Below are 17,583 nucleotides of genomic sequence, written 5' to 3'. Positions count from 1 at the left end.
GGAGAAACGTTAACCGTAAGCGCGCAGCGTCCGCTGGCACAGGGCCGAACGCACGCAGTCATCTTTGCCGAAGCGCACCACGCTAATCATTTCATCATCTTCAAAACGTTCGAGCGCATCGCTCAATCCCGAGCGAACACCGGATGGCAAATCACACTGGGTAATATCGCCATTAACGATAACCGTGACGTTTTCCCCGAGGCGGGTTAAAAACATTTTCATTTGGGCCGCCGTGACATTCTGAGCCTCGTCCAGAATCACCACAGCATTCTCAAAGGTCCGGCCGCGCATATAGGCAAAGGGCGCGATCTCGACCTTACCAATCTCCGGACGCAGGCAGTACTGCATAAAAGATGCCCCCAGCCGTTTCACCAGCACGTCGTAGACGGGGCGGAAATACGGGGCAAACTTCTCGGAGATGTCGCCGGGCAAAAAGCCGAGGTCTTCGTCGGCCTGTAATACCGGGCGGGTCACGATAATCCTGTCGACATCCTTATGTATCAGGGCCTCCGCGGCTTTCGCCGCACTGATAAACGTTTTGCCGCATCCGGCTTCGCCGGTGGCGAATATCAGTTTTTTGTTCTCAATGGCGTTGAGATAACTTTCCTGGGCGTCAGTACGCGCCACTATCGGCGAAGCATCGCGGCTGTCGCGCGCCATGCCAATAGCTTCAACACCACTCATCTGCACAAGCGAGGTGACCGATTCTTCTTCACGTTGTTTATGACTCCGTGAGTCGCGTCTCAGCACACGTTTTGCTTCGCGACGAGCTTTGATCACTGCTTTTTGTCTTCCCATGGATGGCACCTTGAATAGTTGGTTTACATATTACGCAATGCCTGACGGCACGCGTTGATGCGCACGAACATATGAGGTTTGGCTTCCTTTTAAGCCATAGACTGCCGGTTAGAGTGATACGTCGGGAAACCGCCGTATCAATAACATCGGTAAATAACGCGAAATCGGGAACGTTGAAGGTGAAGAATGCGTTACCGGGAGAGGGCTCACCCGGTGAGAGTGTGAAACGTTGAAAAAAAGTTTGTCCATTACAGGACGCTGTCATCCGCGATCTCCATAGTGAATCCAGGTTCACAACCGGGAACTACCGCATAACCTATCTCTACACTAAAAATTAGCATAACCACAACAAAAAATTTACTTATTTACAACGAATCGTTAATGCTGCTGATGTGACCGTTATGACAGAGAAATTTTACAGATTTATTTCAAACGGATAGTCATACAAAAAATTTATAGATTAATCGTGAGCAAATGAGAAATTTAGCGCCACTCTCCTCGGTTCACCCCGTTTCATCCATAAAAGTCAGCCGGGAAATCCCGGCTGACTGTTTCAGTATGGTGTTAAATTGATTACTGCGCCTGAAGTTTTGACGGAGCCGGAGAATGATAAACATCATCCGCCTTTTCAAAACGTTCAATCATGGATTTTGACGGCGCTTTGCCCATCAGGCTCACGACTACGATACCGAGCGTGGCGAAGATAAAGCCCGGAATGATTTCATACAGGTTAAACCAGGCGAACTGTTTCCAGACGATGACCGTCACCGCACCGATAATCATACCCACCAGCGCGCCGTTACGGGTCATCCGCGACCACATGACCGAGAGCAGCACCACCGGACCAAACGCCGCGCCGAAGCCCGCCCAGGCGTAGCTGACCAGGCCAAGTACACGGTTTTCCGGGTTCGCCGCCAGCGCAATCGCCACCAGCGCCACCACCAGCACCATCAAACGCCCTACCCATACCAGTTCACGCTGGCTGGCGTGCTTGCGGAAAAACGCTTTATACAGGTCTTCAGTGATGGCACTGGAGCACACCAGCAGCTGGCAGCTCAGGGTGGACATCACCGCCGCCAGGATTGCGGACAGCAGGATACCGGCAATCCACGGGTTAAACAGGATCTGCGCCAGCTCGATAAACACGCGCTCGCTGTTCTGGTTAACCGAGGTGGCCAGCGTCGGGTTATTGGTGAAGTAGGCGATACCGAAGAAGCCCACCGCCACCGCGCCCGCCAGGCACAGGATCATCCATGTCATGCTGATACGACGCGCGTTAACGATAGTGTGGTGGGAATCCGCCGCCATAAAGCGCGCCAGAATGTGCGGCTGACCGAAGTAGCCCAGCCCCCAGCCCATCAGCGAAATAATCGCCACCAGGTTGAGGCCCTTAAGCATATCGACATTTTCGATACTCTTCTGTTTGATCACTTCCATCGAATCGCCCAGGCCGCCCACCGCGAAAATCACGATAACCGGCGTCAGGATCAGCGCGAAAATCATCAGGCTGGCCTGCACGGTATCGGTCCAGCTGACCGCCAGGAAACCGCCGATAAAGGTATACAGAATGGTCGCGGCCGCGCCGGCCCACAGCGCCGTTTCGTAGCTCATGCCAAAGGTGCTTTCGAACAGGCGCGCGCCTGCCACGATGCCCGATGCGCAATAGATGGTAAAGAACACCAGGATCACCACCGCAGAGATAATGCGCAGTACACGGCTGTTATCTTCAAAACGCCCGGTGAAATAATCCGGTAACGTTAAGGCGTTATTGTTGTACTCGGTGTGGACGCGCAGCCGCCCGGCCACCAGTTTCCAGTTAATCCAGGCCCCCACGGTCAGGCCGATGGCAATCCAGCTTTCCGAGATCCCGGCGATAAAAATCGCACCCGGCAGGCCCATCAACAGCCAGCCGGACATATCCGACGCCCCGGCGGACAACGCGGTAACCACGCTGCCGAGACGGCGTCCGCCGAGAATATAGTCATCAAAGTTTTTGGTCGAACGCCAGGCGATAAACCCTATCAATATCATGCCAAAGATATAAACCAGGAAAGTCACCACCATAGGTGTGCTTGTTGTCATGCAAATCTCTCCAAATGGGATCCCGGACGGTGTTACCCGTACGTTTATTCGCCGCCGGAACGCAGCAGCTTGGTTATAGTCACTCTTTAGGGAGCAGTATCCTGCCGTAAGCGGTTTTCATTCACAATCGATTTAACACCTCATTCACAACAAATTCACCCCAGAAACTGCGCGTCTTTTTCAGAGGTTGCACTTGCTCACGCTTTTGGCCGGTTGCACCCGGTAAAAGTGTTAAGTTGCCCGTATTTCTTAAGCTACCGCGTCAAACGTGTTTTCGATCATCACGTTTTCTTATTTAACAATTCATTCATTTTTTGGCTTGCTACTCAGGTCACATTTAACATGGTTGCACAAAGTTGCAACATGTTGGATATTGCCGGTACTTGATGACAAAACAGCAAAAATTCAACACGGGAGTTAACTACATGGGCACCACCACCATGGGCGTTAAACTGGATGACGCGACGCGGGAGCGCATTAAATCTGCCGCATCGAAAATTGACCGTACGCCCCACTGGCTGATCAAGCAGGCCATCTTTAATTACCTCGAGCGACTGGAAAATAACGATGCCCTGCCTGAGCTGCCTGCCCTGCTGGCAGGCGCGGCCAATGAGAGCGAAGAAGCCTCCGGCGCGGCGGGCGAAGAGAATCATCAGCCGTTCCTGGAATTTGCCGAGCAGATCCTGCCGCAGTCGGTAAACCGCGCGGCAATTACCGCTGCCTGGCGTCGTCCGGAAACCGACGCGGTGCCAATGCTGCTGGAACAGGCGCGCTTAACGCCCGAGATGTCCAGCCAGACTCATCAGTTGGCCTGGAAGCTGGCGGATAAACTACGTAACCAGAAGACCGCCACCGGTCGCGCGGGCATGGTGCAAAGCCTGCTACAGGAATTTTCCCTCTCCTCCCAGGAAGGCGTGGCGCTGATGTGCCTCGCGGAAGCCCTGCTACGTATTCCTGATAAAGCCACCCGCGACGCGCTGATCCGCGACAAAATCAGCAACGGTAACTGGCAATCCCATATTGGCCGCAGCCCGTCGCTGTTTGTTAACGCCGCCACCTGGGGGCTGCTGTTTACTGGCCGCCTGGTTTCCACCCATAACGAAGCCAGTCTGTCGCGCTCTCTGAACCGCATTATCGGCAAGAGCGGCGAACCGCTGATCCGCAAAGGCGTGGATATGGCGATGCGTCTGATGGGCGAACAATTTGTTACCGGGGAAACCATCGCCGAAGCGCTGGCCAATGCCCGCAAGCTGGAAGAAAAAGGTTTCCGCTACTCCTACGACATGCTCGGCGAAGCCGCGCTCACTGCTGCCGATGCGCAAGCCTATATGGTTTCCTATCAGCAGGCGATCCACGCCATCGGCAAAGCCTCCAACGGTCGCGGCATTTATGAAGGCCCGGGCATCTCTATCAAACTGTCGGCGCTGCACCCGCGCTACAGCCGCGCTCAGTATGACCGGGTGATGGAAGAACTCTACCCGCGCCTGAAATCCCTGACCCTGCTGGCGCGCCAGTATGATATCGGCATCAACATCGACGCCGAAGAAGCCGATCGCCTGGAGATCTCCCTCGATCTGCTGGAAAAACTGTGTTTTGAACCGGAGCTGGCAGGCTGGAACGGCATTGGCTTCGTGATTCAGGCTTATATGAAGCGCTGCCCGTTCGTGATCGACTATCTGATTGACCTGGCGACTCGTAGCCGCCGCCGTCTGATGATCCGCCTGGTGAAAGGCGCGTACTGGGATAGCGAGATCAAACGCGCGCAAGTGGAAGGGCTGGAAGGCTACCCGGTGTATACCCGCAAGGTGTATACCGATGTCTCTTATCTGGCCTGCGCCAAGAAGTTGCTGGCGGTGCCGAACCTGATTTACCCGCAGTTCGCTACCCACAATGCCCACACGCTGTCGGCGATCTACCATCTGGCCGGGCAGAACTACTATCCGGGCCAGTACGAATTCCAGTGCCTGCACGGCATGGGCGAACCGCTCTACGAACAGGTTGTCGGCAAAGTTGCTGACGGCAAGCTAAACCGTCCGTGCCGGATTTACGCCCCGGTAGGCACCCACGAAACGCTGCTGGCGTATCTGGTGCGCCGCCTGCTGGAAAACGGCGCGAATACCTCATTCGTTAACCGCATCGCCGATACCACCCTGCCACTGGATGAACTGGTGGCCTGCCCTGTCGCCGCGGTTGAAAAGCTGGCGGCCCAGGAAGGCATTCCCGGCCTGCCGCATCCCAAAATTCCGCGCCCGGTGGATCTGTACGGCAATGGCCGCGCCAACTCTGCCGGTCTGGATCTGGCAAACGAACACCGTCTGGCGTCGCTCTCTTCGGCCCTGCTCAACAGCGCCGCGCAGAAATGGCTGGCGCGTCCGATCCTTGAGGAGGATGTGGCAGACGGCGATATGACCCCGGTTGTGAATCCGGCGGAGCCGCTGGATATCGTCGGCTATACCCGCGACGCCACGGAGCAAGAAGTCAGCCAGGCGTTGCAAAGCGCAGTCAATCATGCGCCGATCTGGTTCGCCACCCCGCCGCAGGAGCGTGCCGCCATCCTCGAGCGCGCCGCCGTATTGATGGAAGACCAGATGCAGACGCTTATCGGCGTGCTGGTACGCGAAGCGGGTAAAACTTTCAGCAACGCCATCGCCGAAGTGCGCGAAGCGGTGGACTTCCTGCGCTATTACGCAGGCCAGGTGCGCGACGATTTCGATAATGAAACTCATCGCCCGCTCGGCCCGGTGGTGTGTATCAGCCCGTGGAACTTCCCGCTGGCCATTTTCACCGGACAGGTGGCCGCCGCGCTGGCGGCAGGTAACAGCGTGCTGGCGAAACCCGCTGAGCAAACCCCGCTGATTGCCGCCATGGGCGTGCGCATTCTGCTCGATGCCGGCGTACCGGCTGGCGTGGTGCAGTTACTGCCAGGGCGTGGCGAGACCGTCGGCGCGCAATTGACCGGCGATGAGCGGGTGCGCGGCGTGATGTTTACCGGCTCCACCGAAGTGGCGACCCTGTTGCAGCGCAATATCGCAACCCGCCTCGATCCGCAGGGGCGTCCGACGCCGCTAATTGCTGAAACCGGCGGCTTGAACGCCATGATCGTCGACTCTTCCGCCCTGACTGAACAGGTCGTCATGGACGTGGTTTCCTCGGCGTTTGACAGCGCCGGTCAGCGCTGCTCGGCCCTACGCGTACTATGCCTGCAGGATGACATTGCCGATCACACCCTGACCATGCTGCGCGGCGCGATGGCGGAATGCCGGATGGGCAACCCGGAGCGCCTGACCACCGATATCGGCCCGGTGATTGATGCCGAAGCCAAAGAAAACATCGAGAACCATATTCAGGCAATGCGTGCTAAAGGCCGCCCGGTATTCCAGGCGGTGCGCGAGCACCAGGACGATGCCCGCGAATGGCAAAGCGGCACCTTCGTTAAGCCGACCCTGATTGAGCTTGAGCGTTTCGATGAGCTGAAAAAAGAGGTGTTCGGCCCGGTTCTGCACGTGGTGCGCTACAACCGCAGCAACCTCGACGCGCTGATTGAACAGATTAACGCGGCGGGTTACGGCCTGACGCTGGGCGTGCATACCCGCATTGATGAAACCATTGCCCAGGTCACCGGCAGCGCCAGCGTCGGCAATATGTATGTTAACCGCAATATGGTGGGTGCCGTGGTCGGCGTACAGCCGTTCGGCGGTGAAGGATTATCCGGCACCGGTCCGAAAGCAGGTGGCCCGCTGTATCTGTACCGTCTGCTGGCGAGCCGCCCGGAGAACGCCGTGGTCGCCACTTTTAACCGTCATAACGGTCTACCGGTGGACAGCCAACTGCGCACCGCGCTGCTGCAACCGCACGAGGCGCTGACCCAGTGGGCAGCCAACCGTCCGGCGCTGAAAGCGGTGTGCGAAGCCTTTGGCGCGCAGGCGCAAACCGGCGTGCAGCGCGTACTGCCAGGGCCGACCGGCGAACGCAATACCTATACCCTGCTGCCGCGCGAACGGGTACTGTGCCTGGCGGATAACGAAGAGGACGCGCTGGTGCAGCTTGCCGCCGTCACCAGCAGCGCCAGCCGTGCGCTGTGGCCGGAAGATAAACTGCATCGCGAACTGGCCGGTAAATTGCCGTCCGCCGTTGCCCAGCGGATCGACTTCGCAGGCGCGGATTCGCTGATGAGCCAGCATTTCGACGCGGTTATCTATCACGGCGATTCCGATCAGTTGCGTACCTTGTGTGAAAACGTGGCGGCGCGCGACGGGGCGATTGTTTCAGTGCAGGGCTTTGCCCGTGGCGAAACCAGGCTGCTGCTGGAGCGGTTGTGGATTGAGCGCTCGCTCAGCGTTAACACCGCTGCGGCAGGCGGTAACGCCAGCCTGATGACAATCGGCTAACGCTTCGCTACCCTAAAAGCTCCGTACAGGAGCTTTTTTTTTGGGGATCGATAATGACAAGAACAGGAATAATGGGTATCGCATTGCTGATGTCATCGGCGGCGCTGGCCCAGGATTGCGAGAAAGCCGAAACACAGCTGGAGCTCAACGAGTGCGCGGCAGCCGAATACCAAAAAGCGGATGGTGAACTGAATGCGGCTTATAAAAAGGTATTCGCGCTGGCCAGTAAAGAGCAGCACAGTTTGCTGAAAAACGCGCAAAACGCGTGGATCAAACTGCGCGACGCCGACTGCGACTTTATCGCCTCCGGCGTCGAGGGCGGCAGCATCCAGCCGATGATTTACAGCCAGTGCCTGACGGACAAAACCCGCGAGCGCAGCGCTTATCTTGAATCGATGTTGCAGTGCGGCGAAGGCGATTTAAGCTGCCCGTTACCGGCTGCGGCCAGCAACTAACGGGGGCGGATGCCCTCGATAATCATGTGCTGGACATTCTCCACCGTCTGCTGAAAAAAGGCGTCATCCTGTAACGTGGCGCCGGTTACCGCTTCAACCTGAACGGCAAAATCCGCATAGTGTTGGGTGCTGGCCCAAATCATAAAAATCAGGTGATTAGGGTCGATCTGCGCCAGTTTTCCCTGCGCCACCCACTCGGCAATAATCGCCGATTTCTCTTCCACCAGCGGTTTAACGTCCCCCGACAATTCCCCCATCAGTAATGGCGCGCCCTGCAACATCTCCATGCAAAACAGCCGGGAGGCTTCAGGGTAATCCCGCGATACGTCCATTTTTAACCGGATGTACTCGCCGATGGCGGTCAGCGGTTCCAGATCGCTACGAAACCCCCGTAGCGGCGCCAGCCAGATCGCCAGAATCTGTTTCAGCACCGCGATATAGAGCGCGTCTTTGGAGGGAAAATAGTAGAGCAGATTGGTTTTCGACACCCCTGCGCATTCGGCGATTTGCTCCAGCGTTGCGCCGTGTACGCCATATTTTGAGAACTGGCTGAGGCCCGCCTGTAAAATGGCATCCCGCTTCGCCGCCACTGCCTGCGAACGTTTGCCGGCGGGTTTCTTTCCCTGTGTCATGCGTTGATTATCCTTCCGTCTGTTCCATAGCCTGATCGCTGGCCGGTTTCTTTTTTAACTTCAGCTCACTGACCAGCACGCCAAGCACGATGCACGCGCCGCCCAGCAGCGCGATGGCGGGAAGACGCTCCCCGGCCATCCGCCCAAAAATCCCGGCCCATACCGGCTCGCCGGTATAAATTACCGTGGCGCGGGTCGGCGACACGCTGCGCTGGGCCCAGTTCATGGTGACCTGAATTATGGCACTGAAAATGCCTAATCCCAGCGCCACCACCAACAACCCGGTGGAAAACGGCGGAACGCTCTCCCCTGCCGGGGCCATCATCATAAAAGAGACCAGCGAGGCCGTGGCGAGCTGCACCACCGTGACACGCTTGATGTCCACTTTACCTGCCCAGGCGCTAATCAAAATGATCTCCGCCGCAATCGCCACCGCGCCAATCAGGGTAATAATTTCTCCCTGGCCCATTTGCAGCAAATTGCCATCAGGCCCGGCAAGAAATACCAGGCCGATGAACGCCAACGCCACGCCAATCCACGACCTCAGCCCCGGCATTCTGCCCAGGCACAGCCACTGGAGCAGCGGCACCAGCGGCACATACATAGCAGTAATAAACGCGGATTTACTGCTGGGAATGGTTTGCAGCCCCCAGGTTTGCAGGCTGTAGCCGAGGGCGATGGCAATACCGATCGACACCCCCGCTTTCAGTTCAAGGCGCGTCAGCCCACGCAGGGATTTTATCGAAAGCAGCCCAACCGCTAACGCGGCGGTCGCAAACCGCAGCCCGACAAAAAAGAACGGATCGCTGAGCGTCACCGCGTACTGCACGGCCAGAAAGGTGCCGCCCCAGAACATGGTGATCAGGATCAGCAGGGCTTCCTGCGGTTTAACGGAAAATTGATAGCGTTGACGTAGCGAGGACATGAAAGCACCAAAAAATGTGATAGCTATCAAGTTTGCGATGGATTAGAAGCGGGCGCAACGCCTAAAAACGAAACCGCCGGTCAACGCCGGCGGTGATTGATGATTAACCCGGTTGAAGCGGAGCCAGGTTAATCCACAGTACGCAAGGTAGTCGGGCTACTCATTATTGCCGCGATTCCCGCCATGACTGTTTTTACCTCCTTTTTTCCCCGCTTCTGAGGCACGTTGCGGGTCATTTTTAAAATTCCCGCCGCTTGCCTGGCCGCCTTTACGGCCAGCTTCTGATGCTCTTTCTCTATCTTCTGCAAAATTGCCAGAACCACCACGATGGTTTGCCATTTCTTACCTCCGGTAAGCGAAACATTAGTCTTCATTCAGTTTTAATGAAATAACAGCCTTATTACCCGCGGGTGACAAGAGAGACATTTCGTTTGCCGCGTGAGTTAAAGCCTAGACCACAAGCGGGCGCAGATCATTCTTACGTAACATTTAGCAACATGTAATCCATCATTCAGGTGATTATTCACCTAACGCACCAATAAATAACTCTAATCAGTACCAAAAATCATGACGCATTAAGTGTGTACTGATGCGTCAAAGCGCTGGGTTTTGCTAAGTGGCTAAGTAATAGACAAAACAGCGCCAGAAAGACACCCATATTTTCCGGCAACGATAAACCCTGCATTTAACAATGGCTTTAGGCTGCCTTCAAAGCACTACAATACTTCACTTGAAACCCAATCACTATTTAAAGACTAATTATTGATTTAAGTCAGTAATAAGTGCAGCCAAAAACGTTGAACGCCTTGAAGGTCGAATCTAAAATCCACGCATTGAAATAGACAACAAAAACCCAAGAAATAGACAATGAATAAACTATCTCTTTTAAGAGCGTTTTAAGAGACGCATTTAAAAAGCAAATAGAAACCAACGCTATAAAGGGCCTCTTTGACTGGCTAATACTTTGAAAACAGGAAAAAAATAAATGAAAACGTCGATAAAGTTGATAACTCTGGCGGTCATTGCGGCATCTTCAATGAATATGGCGCATGCAGCGAATGCAGACATCACCCAGTTTATCGCAATGGCGCAGGGTAATGACTTCAATAACGCCAAGAAGTCTTACTTTAGTCTTAATGATCATGACCGCGCCGTTGTTGATTCATTTGCAAATCAAGCTGGCATATCGGGTATCCTGGCTGATATTAAAGCACAGCCAATCATTCATACCGCAAGCGCCACGAGTTACCCTACCAATGCCGATCTGATTGCAATGAATCAGCAGCGTACTGCGCCTCAGGCTTCAGCCCTGAAAGCAGCACAGGCTCTACGTTACCACCAGCTGGCAGCTGAGCGCGGTCAGGCCCTGACCGAAGCCAATCAGCTGCGCGCTCAGGCGCAGAAAGATGCGCTTAACGCCGCCCATGTCCAGCGTTTCAAAGAGCTTAAAGCCCAGCAGATCCAGGAGCAGGCCAACGGTCTGCTGCGTGAAGTGGCCAACCGGATCCGCACCCAGCCGCAGGCGGAAGCCCTGCAGGGTTCAGAGCTGACGGCGATGAACCAGCAGCGTACTCAGGCTCAGACCGATGCCCTGAAAGCATCTCAGGCTCAGCGTTACCACCAGCTGGCAGCTGAACGTGGTGAAGCCCTGACCGAAGCCAATCAGCAGCGCGCCCAGGCTCAGGCCGATGCACTTCAGGGTGCAGAGCTGACGACAATGAACCAGGCGCGTACCGCGTCGCAGAAAGATGCGCTTAACGCCGCCCGTGTCCAGCGCTTCAAAGATCTTAAAGCCCAGCAGATCCAGGAACAGGGCAACGGTCTGCTGCGTGAAGTGGCCAACCGGATCCGCACCCAGCCGCAGGCGGAAGCCCTGGAAGGTTCAGAACTGACGGCGATGAACCAGGCGCGCACCGCGTCGCAGAAAGATGCCCTGAAAGCATCCCAGGCTCAGCGTTACCACCAGCTGGCAACTGAACGTGGTGAGGCCCTGACCGAAGCCAACCAGCAGCGCACCCAGCCGCAGGCTGACGCCCTGCAAGGTGCAGAGCTGACAGCCATGAACCAGCAGCGTACCCAGGCTCAGGCCAATGCCCTGAAGGATGCGGAACTGACTGCCATGAACCAGCAGCGTACCGCATCACAAAAAGATGCACTCAAGGCATCCCAAGTTCAGCGTTACCACCAGCTGGCGGCTGAGCGCGGTGAAGCCCTGACCCTGGCTAACCAGCAAAGAACTGCCGAACAACATAGCGATATCCCGGTAGCTCAACTCTCTGATGTCGTAGTCAATCAGGATAAGCGAGATGACAGCCAGGACACAGCTCTCAGCACTGCGCGAACCCATGCTGACGCGGCATTGCACGATGCAGCAATCAATAAGAATGCGATTAACGATAACAAAGGCGAAATCAACAAAAATAGAGCCGATATCATCAAAAACAATGAAGATATCAGCACAAATACGCAAAACATCAGCAAAAATGCCGTTTCCATCCGCGATATTCGTTCAGAGCAAACTGCGCAGGGCGAGTACGTTCAGCGTAACGCCGTGGCGATTAATCAGAATACGACGCGGATTAATCAAAACGCTGCTGATATTCAACATAACTCCCAGCGCATTGATCGTAACTCGCAACGGATTGATGACACACGCCAACAGCTTAAGCGTGGTCTGAATAACGCGGCGGCGATGACCGGTTTGCACTATCACTCCAATGATGCTTATGCGATTTCTGCGGGAACATCCAACGGTGACGGCGCTGCGCTGGCGGGCGGGTTATCTCATAGCATTACTGAACATACCGCAGCCACCGCGCAGGCATCGACCTCAATGGATGGCGGCTGGATGGCCTCGGTAGGCTTCTCAGGCGATTTCTGATAATCCTCTTATTCACTCTTCTCAAGGGCGCTTAGGCGCCCTTTTTTATTTAGCGCTGAAACGACAGATATAAATGAAGCTAACGAGCAGCATCAATCGCGGGTACTGAAGCGGTAGCCTGTGCAGAGTCATTACACTTTTCACACACTTCCCGCACGGCCAGTTAATGCAATGTTGACTTTTTTTGTGTTATGGTTGCGAGGTAAATCAACAGGAATCCATTAAAATGGCTCATATTTTTCTCGAAATAAAAGGGATCAAGCCTGGTGTCGAGACACCCGCCGATCTGAGTTATGTCATACGCGATGACAATGAAACCACCTTTTCTATCTCCTCCACCGTGGTTGAGTGGATTAAAGGCACGATAGATTTTGCGGCGGGCGCTCCGCTGCCAAAACTTAAAAACTGTTGTTTTGCGTTTGCTAATGGCACGGAATTTGTTGAATTTGATGCAAAAGGCAAATTGAAGCCTGCGACGTCGGTCACCCCAGACTGGTACCCGGATTTGGGCAAGTTCTTACGCGAACAGTGGCTGGTTAATAATGAAATGTACGACCTTTCCATCGTCGATTTCATCAAGGTGTTTCTCGATACCTTTAACGATGTTAATGAACGCAGAACCCATTGCGATCTCCTGTTCGATCTGCAACTGGACAAATCTGCCGCCACAGCCCCCGACCAGAAACCCGCCGCGAAAATCGGCAATAAAAACCGGCTCTCTACTCAGCCAAAAGTCCGCGATCTGAATAGCTTCGAGATATTTAACCCGTTCTTTTTACGCCTGGAAAAGGCGATTCATAATGACCAGTTCCCTACCATGCGGATCCTGACCGGTCATGAGGATCTGGCCAAAGCGCCAGCCGCGCTGAAAGGTGCTGTCCGCACCTGGTTTAAGGCCATTACCGGAAGCCTGCCGCCAAACAATAAACGCGTTGACGCAGGCAATCCTGAAATCTTTTGTGCGCCTGTCCGTGCGATGCTGGCGGAGATCAAAGAGTATGGGGTGGAGCGATATTATCAGGCGCTCTCTCAGGCAATCCAACAGGCGGATGGCCTTTCGCTGGATAAGTTTGGATATTCATTGCCAAAAAAGTAACCGATTTCTCAATAAACAATAATGACTAATAACTGACTTTTACCGCGCAACCACAACGGGATCCTCAATCCCTGAAACACAACACACCATAATAAAATGAAGGACTGAGCAGACTGATCCATCCGCCGATACTGAGGCATTCAAGCCTTGCATGATTTGTGATGTGGTCAGTCTGACACCCCTCCCCCCCGCCTGACTCCTGTTTATTTCCAAGCCGCGTGCTGGCGAGACGACGCTTTTCATTTGCTACACTCAAAGAAGAATTCCACAGCACTGAGGGTGTGATACATGCAAAATTCAGAACAAGGTAGTGTGAGAATATTGGTTCTTTATTACTCAATGTACGGACACATCGAAACCATGGCCCAGGCCGTAGCAGAAGGTGCCAAGCGCGTTGACGGCGTGGCGGTAGAGGTAAAGCGAGTCCCGGAAACTATGCCTCCTGACGTCTTCGCGAAAGCTGGCGGCAAAGCGCAAACCACGCCAGAAGCCACGGTGCAGGAACTGGTGAATTACGATGCAATTATCGTGGGTACCCCGACCCGTTTCGGCAATATGTCAGGCCAGATGCGCACATTCTGGGACCAGACCGGCGGTTTGTGGGCCTCCGGCGCGCTGTATGGAAAAATCGCCAGCGTGTTCAGCTCCACCGGCACCGGCGGCGGCCAGGAACAAACCATTACGTCCACCTGGACTACCCTTGCGCATCATGGGATGGTGATTGTGCCAATCGGCTATGGCACTAAAGAGCTGTTTGATATTTCACAGGTACGCGGCGGCACGCCCTACGGTGCCACCACCATTGCGGGCGGCGACGGCTCGCGTCAACCCAGTGAAGAAGAGTTATCCATTGCCCGTTATCAGGGCCAACACGTCGCCAGCCTGGCGGTCAAACTCAAAGGCTAAAGGTACAGGAGAATATTGATGCCAAATCAACAATCAAAAGCTCATCACGTGGGTGAATGGGCCAGTCTGAGAAATACCTCGCCGGAAATTGCCGAAGCCATTTTTGAAGTGGCGGATTATGATGAAAAACTGGCGGAGAAAATTTGGGAAGAAGGCAATGATGAAGTGCTGATCCGCGCCTTTGAAAAAACCGACAAAGACTCGCTGTTCTGGGGCGAGCAAACCATTGAACGGAAAAACGTCTGAGTGAACGCCCCCGTCCGGTGACGGGGGCACCCCGTTATTTCACTGCCGCTTCTAACACCCCGGCAAATTTATCCCACGGGCAAAAACCGTCGCTGTCGGTTGGGCAGCCGTTCAGTTGCAGCGTGACACGCTGCGGCGGATTTTCCAGGTTCAGCGGCGTGGCGTCGCGCAACTGGTCGCTACTCTGATAAACATATTCAATCTTCATCAAATCGCGGTTGGTTTTGCTGTCATGCCAGCGCTGGAACAGGATTTTCCCGCCGATGGGCGTGCGCTCATACTGGTGAGTCAGCTGATAGGGTTTAAAATCCAGCGCCGTCAGCAGCGAGGCGATATTGGAATCATGGCCCACCAGCACCGTTACTGCCGGCCCTTGCTTCTCGGTCACCAGCGCTTTCTGGATATATTTCACCAGCGGGGCGGCCACGTTACGCGCCACATCCGGCGAAGTGAACAGCGTATCCTGATAGCCGTTTTTCAGCTTCGACAACACACTCCACTGCTTGTCGGTTTTGATCTGGCCCCAGGCGACCTCATCCATCGGAAAGCCTTCGTAATACTGAAGCGTAAAGGCATCCACCAGCGAGTTACCCACTTTTAACGGCCCGCTGACGCCCGGTTCCTCGGTGGGTTTAGCGCTAAAGGTATCTTTCGCCGCCGTTAAATCACACACCTGTTTCTGTTTGCAGGACGGCGAGTCGTCATACCCGGTCACCTCTTCCAGCAGTTTATAGCTTTCATCCAGCTGATATTCCCCGCGCTGGGTTTCCATGGCTTTCAGCGCCGCCTGCTGAAATTCTGGGGAGGTATTGGTGATCACCGGGTTGAAGGTCGGGTCCATGGTGCCCATTTTTTCCTGGTGATGGACCGGAATATCACAGCCCGGAAACGCGCCGGTAATAAAGAACTGCGCGGTGGCGACTGTGCGCTGAAGGCTGTTGGCGTAGGCGTAAACCCGGTTATTCGCCGGGCATTCACCGCTGGTGACCAGCCCCTGCCGGGCAAACCATTCGCGGAAATAGTGGCCCATATACACTTCCAGCACGCCGCCTTTGGTAGTGAGTTGCCCGCCGGGGACATCCCACTCCGGCCATTTTTGCGCGGTGGATTGTTCAAGCACGCTGCCGTTGTTGGCGAGCGGCGCGCGTAAGTTATGGCGGCTCATCAGCAAGACCTGCTGGAGCTGGTAACCTTCCGGCGCGGTTTGCGCCTGCGCCAGAGCGGGGATAAGTAATACAGAGGCAAGCGTCATTGCGAGTGTGGTTTTATTCATGCCAGGTTCCTCAGGACGTGTATTCCAGCAACCAGTGTGGCAGAAAAAAACTCAACGCCCCGGCGAGCGAATCGCAAAATGACGGTTTTATGACAGGTTAGGCATTCCGGCGAATAAGTTTTATAATGAAACCATATGCCGGTTTTTTTAAGGAGATGCGATGAAACGGACCCGTATGGCTAACACGACCTGCCCGGTCGCCCGGTCACTGGATATTATCGGCGACTGGTGGTCGCTACTGATTGTACGCGATGCGCTACGCGGTATCACGCGCTTTGGTGAATTCCAGAAAAGCCTGGGCATTGCCAAAAATATGCTTACCGTACGCCTGAAGCAACTGGTTGACGAAGATATTCTGCGTCTGCAACCGGCATCTGACGGCAGCGCCTGGCAGGAGTATGTCCTGACAGAAAAAGGCCGCGCGCTGCAAACGGTACTGGTGGCGCTGTCCCAGTGGGGCAATGATTTTCTGTTTGATGCGGGCGACGCCGCTACCGTGCTGGTGGACAGTACAGATCGCAAACCGCTGCGCCGTCTGGAACTGATCGCAGAAGATGGCCGCAAACTGGATCCCACCGAAGTCGAGCCCAGGTTACCGGTCCGCTGAACCTTTTACCGCTTTTTTGGTTAAAAAAATAGCGCGCCATTTGGTTGCATTATAAAACCAAATTATCTACAGTTAATTCAGTTTCAATATGCAACCTAATTCTCAGGAGTCCATTATGAGCACCTCTTCTTCTACCGCATTAATCACTGGCGCATCTTCCGGTATCGGCGCGGTTTACGCCGACAGGCTGGCCGCCCAGGGCTATAACTTGATTCTGGTGGCACGTCGCGCGGATCGTTTACAAACCCTGGCGCAGCAGTTGACCGAACGCTTTGCCGTCACGGTAACCCTACTGGTGGCGGATTTAACTGTCGAAGCGGGTATCAACGCGGTAGAAAACGAACTGCGTGACAATGACGCCATCACCCTGCTGGTAAATAACGCCGGTGCCGCGCATATGGCCTCGTTTCTGGACAGCAGCGCCCAGGCGCATCAGCAGATTATTACCCTGAATATTACCGCCCTCACCCGCCTGTCGCTGGCGGCACTGCCACGGTTTAAAGCGCGTAACGCCGGGACAATTATTAATATCGCCTCGACACTGTCCATCCACGCTCGCGGTGAAACCGCGCTGTACAGCGGCACCAAAGCTTTCGTATTAAATTTCTCGCGCGGGTTACAGGCCGAATTCGCCGAAAGCGGCGTGCGTATTCAGGTGGTGATGCCGTCGATTACGGCAACGGAAATCTGGGGGCACTCCGGCATTACGCATGCGCAACTCCCTGAAGGTACGGTAATGACCACCGAGGATATGGTCGATGCTGCCCTCGCCGGGCTGGCGCAAGGGGAAAACATCACCATCCCGCCGCTGCACGATATGGCGCTGTGGGAGCGTTATGAAGAGGCGCGGCTGGCCGTGTTTAGTGCATCGCGCACGGGTGTTCCGGCACCGCGTTATGGCAGCTAAGCGGTGTCAACGCACAGAAGGCCAGCGATGGCCTTCCCGTACTAGACCTGCATATTCATCACGTCCTGATAGGCCGCCACCAGCTTGTTGCGCACCTGGATGCCCATCTGTAGCGATACCGATGACTTCTGCAAATCGACCATCACATCATTAAGCGAAACGCCGGGCGCGCCGAGTGAAAACTGGTTCGCCTGTGCGCGGGCGGCGTTCTGGGTCTCACTGATGCGGCCCAGCGCGGCCTGAAGTTCACCGGCAAAACTCACGGCGGGCTGCGGTTGTACTGGCGTATTGCGCGCAGACAGCATGGTAGCCTGCAACTGCTGGACGACGCCTTCAATCCCCTGAATGGACATGACACTCCCCTGGATCATTTCGAGTAGACGGAGG

15 protein-coding genes are annotated in these 17,583 nt (G+C 55.1%); 8 read left to right on the top strand and 7 right to left on the bottom strand.

Features of this window, described 5'->3' with window-relative positions; genetic code table 11:
* Positions 1-9: 9 nt before the first annotated feature.
* Together phoH and putP are read right to left on the bottom strand one after the other, a co-directional pair.
* Positions 10-798, bottom strand: a complete 789-nt coding sequence (gene phoH, locus FHW74_RS18665; protein WP_183171858.1) for a phosphate starvation-inducible protein PhoH — start codon at positions 796-798, stop codon at positions 10-12.
* Positions 799-1,371: 573 nt separating this feature from the next.
* A complete protein-coding gene (gene putP, locus FHW74_RS18660; protein ID WP_183171857.1) occupies positions 1,372-2,880 on the bottom strand; it encodes a sodium/proline symporter PutP in 1,509 nt (502 codons plus the stop codon).
* Positions 2,881-3,305: 425 nt separating this feature from the next.
* On the opposite strand from putP, the gene putA reads away from it, so the two are divergent.
* Both putA and FHW74_RS18650 read left to right on the top strand, forming a co-directional pair.
* On the top strand, positions 3,306-7,268 hold the full coding sequence (putA, locus tag FHW74_RS18655; RefSeq protein ID WP_183171965.1) for a trifunctional transcriptional regulator/proline dehydrogenase/L-glutamate gamma-semialdehyde dehydrogenase: 3,963 nt from the start codon (positions 3,306-3,308) through the stop codon (positions 7,266-7,268).
* A 53-nt stretch (positions 7,269-7,321) separates the two neighbouring features.
* Entirely contained in the window at positions 7,322-7,723 is a 402-nt protein-coding gene (locus tag FHW74_RS18650; protein WP_183171856.1) for a lysozyme inhibitor LprI family protein, read from the top strand.
* On the opposite strand, the gene rutR is transcribed toward FHW74_RS18650, so the two are convergent.
* From rutR to FHW74_RS18635, 3 genes are all read right to left on the bottom strand, one after another.
* Complete coding sequence (gene rutR / locus FHW74_RS18645) at positions 7,720-8,355, bottom strand: HTH-type transcriptional regulator RutR (protein ID WP_183171855.1); 636 nt, start codon at positions 8,353-8,355, stop codon at positions 7,720-7,722. The genes FHW74_RS18650 and rutR overlap by 4 nt on opposite strands.
* 7 nt (positions 8,356-8,362) lie before the next feature.
* Positions 8,363-9,280, bottom strand: coding sequence for a DMT family transporter (locus tag FHW74_RS18640; RefSeq protein WP_183171854.1), 918 nt, complete (start codon positions 9,278-9,280; stop codon positions 8,363-8,365).
* Between the two features lie 156 nt (positions 9,281-9,436).
* On the bottom strand, positions 9,437-9,619 hold the full coding sequence (locus tag FHW74_RS18635) for a general stress protein (protein WP_183171853.1): 183 nt from the start codon (positions 9,617-9,619) through the stop codon (positions 9,437-9,439).
* Positions 9,620-10,265: 646 nt separating this feature from the next.
* Here FHW74_RS18635 and FHW74_RS18630 point away from each other — a divergent pair.
* From FHW74_RS18630 to FHW74_RS18615, 4 genes are all read left to right on the top strand, one after another.
* Positions 10,266-12,161 (top strand): hypothetical protein, encoded by a 1,896-nt coding sequence (locus FHW74_RS18630; RefSeq protein ID WP_183171852.1) that lies wholly within the window; start codon positions 10,266-10,268, stop codon positions 12,159-12,161.
* Positions 12,162-12,387: 226 nt separating this feature from the next.
* On the top strand, positions 12,388-13,257 hold the full coding sequence (locus tag FHW74_RS18625; protein WP_183171851.1) for a hypothetical protein: 870 nt from the start codon (positions 12,388-12,390) through the stop codon (positions 13,255-13,257).
* A gap of 288 nt (positions 13,258-13,545) precedes the next feature.
* Positions 13,546-14,163, top strand: a complete 618-nt coding sequence (gene wrbA, locus FHW74_RS18620) for an NAD(P)H:quinone oxidoreductase (protein ID WP_183171850.1) — start codon at positions 13,546-13,548, stop codon at positions 14,161-14,163.
* Positions 14,164-14,181: 18 nt separating this feature from the next.
* Complete coding sequence (locus FHW74_RS18615; RefSeq protein WP_183171849.1) at positions 14,182-14,409, top strand: YccJ family protein; 228 nt, start codon at positions 14,182-14,184, stop codon at positions 14,407-14,409.
* Between the two features lie 34 nt (positions 14,410-14,443).
* Here FHW74_RS18615 and agp read toward each other — a convergent pair whose 3' ends face one another.
* Positions 14,444-15,682 carry a bifunctional glucose-1-phosphatase/inositol phosphatase gene (gene agp, locus FHW74_RS18610; RefSeq protein WP_183171848.1) on the bottom strand — a complete coding sequence of 413 codons (1,239 nt, stop codon included), beginning with the start codon at positions 15,680-15,682 and terminating at the stop codon, positions 14,444-14,446.
* Between the two features lie 160 nt (positions 15,683-15,842).
* Between agp and FHW74_RS18605 the strand changes: the two genes are divergently transcribed.
* Both FHW74_RS18605 and FHW74_RS18600 read left to right on the top strand, forming a co-directional pair.
* Positions 15,843-16,289 carry a helix-turn-helix domain-containing protein gene (locus FHW74_RS18605; protein ID WP_183171847.1) on the top strand — a complete coding sequence of 149 codons (447 nt, stop codon included), beginning with the start codon at positions 15,843-15,845 and terminating at the stop codon, positions 16,287-16,289.
* Between the two features lie 115 nt (positions 16,290-16,404).
* Entirely contained in the window at positions 16,405-17,196 is a 792-nt protein-coding gene (locus FHW74_RS18600; protein WP_183171846.1) for an SDR family oxidoreductase, read from the top strand.
* A gap of 41 nt (positions 17,197-17,237) precedes the next feature.
* Here the strand turns inward: FHW74_RS18600 and fliE are convergent, their stop codons facing one another.
* Positions 17,238-17,549 (bottom strand): flagellar hook-basal body complex protein FliE, encoded by a 312-nt coding sequence (fliE, locus tag FHW74_RS18595; protein ID WP_183171845.1) that lies wholly within the window; start codon positions 17,547-17,549, stop codon positions 17,238-17,240.
* Positions 17,550-17,583 lie beyond the last annotated feature (34 nt).

Origin of the sequence: Atlantibacter sp. RC6 (assembly GCF_014193285.1) — a bacterium.
Classification (GTDB): Bacteria; Pseudomonadota; Gammaproteobacteria; order Enterobacterales; family Enterobacteriaceae; genus Atlantibacter.
Note: the sequence above shows the minus strand (reverse complement) of the source record. Positions and strands in the feature narration are given on the sequence as shown.

Excerpts from the sequence above, each read along its gene's own strand:
- phoH (WP_183171858.1), bottom strand. The coding sequence starts at position 798 with ATGGGAAGACAAAAAGCAGTGATCAAAGCTCGTCGCGAAGCAAAACGT.
- putP (WP_183171857.1), bottom strand. The coding sequence starts at position 2,880 with ATGACAACAAGCACACCTATGGTGGTGACTTTCCTGGTTTATATCTTT.
- putA (WP_183171965.1), top strand. The coding sequence starts at position 3,306 with ATGGGCACCACCACCATGGGCGTTAAACTGGATGACGCGACGCGGGAG.
- FHW74_RS18650 (WP_183171856.1), top strand. The coding sequence starts at position 7,322 with ATGACAAGAACAGGAATAATGGGTATCGCATTGCTGATGTCATCGGCG.
- rutR (WP_183171855.1), bottom strand. The coding sequence starts at position 8,355 with ATGACACAGGGAAAGAAACCCGCCGGCAAACGTTCGCAGGCAGTGGCG.
- FHW74_RS18640 (WP_183171854.1), bottom strand. The coding sequence starts at position 9,280 with ATGTCCTCGCTACGTCAACGCTATCAATTTTCCGTTAAACCGCAGGAA.
- FHW74_RS18635 (WP_183171853.1), bottom strand. The coding sequence starts at position 9,619 with ATGGCAAACCATCGTGGTGGTTCTGGCAATTTTGCAGAAGATAGAGAA.
- FHW74_RS18630 (WP_183171852.1), top strand. The coding sequence starts at position 10,266 with ATGAAAACGTCGATAAAGTTGATAACTCTGGCGGTCATTGCGGCATCT.
- FHW74_RS18625 (WP_183171851.1), top strand. The coding sequence starts at position 12,388 with ATGGCTCATATTTTTCTCGAAATAAAAGGGATCAAGCCTGGTGTCGAG.
- wrbA (WP_183171850.1), top strand. The coding sequence starts at position 13,546 with ATGCAAAATTCAGAACAAGGTAGTGTGAGAATATTGGTTCTTTATTAC.
- FHW74_RS18615 (WP_183171849.1), top strand. The coding sequence starts at position 14,182 with ATGCCAAATCAACAATCAAAAGCTCATCACGTGGGTGAATGGGCCAGT.
- agp (WP_183171848.1), bottom strand. The coding sequence starts at position 15,682 with ATGAATAAAACCACACTCGCAATGACGCTTGCCTCTGTATTACTTATC.
- FHW74_RS18605 (WP_183171847.1), top strand. The coding sequence starts at position 15,843 with ATGAAACGGACCCGTATGGCTAACACGACCTGCCCGGTCGCCCGGTCA.
- FHW74_RS18600 (WP_183171846.1), top strand. The coding sequence starts at position 16,405 with ATGAGCACCTCTTCTTCTACCGCATTAATCACTGGCGCATCTTCCGGT.
- fliE (WP_183171845.1), bottom strand. The coding sequence starts at position 17,549 with ATGTCCATTCAGGGGATTGAAGGCGTCGTCCAGCAGTTGCAGGCTACC.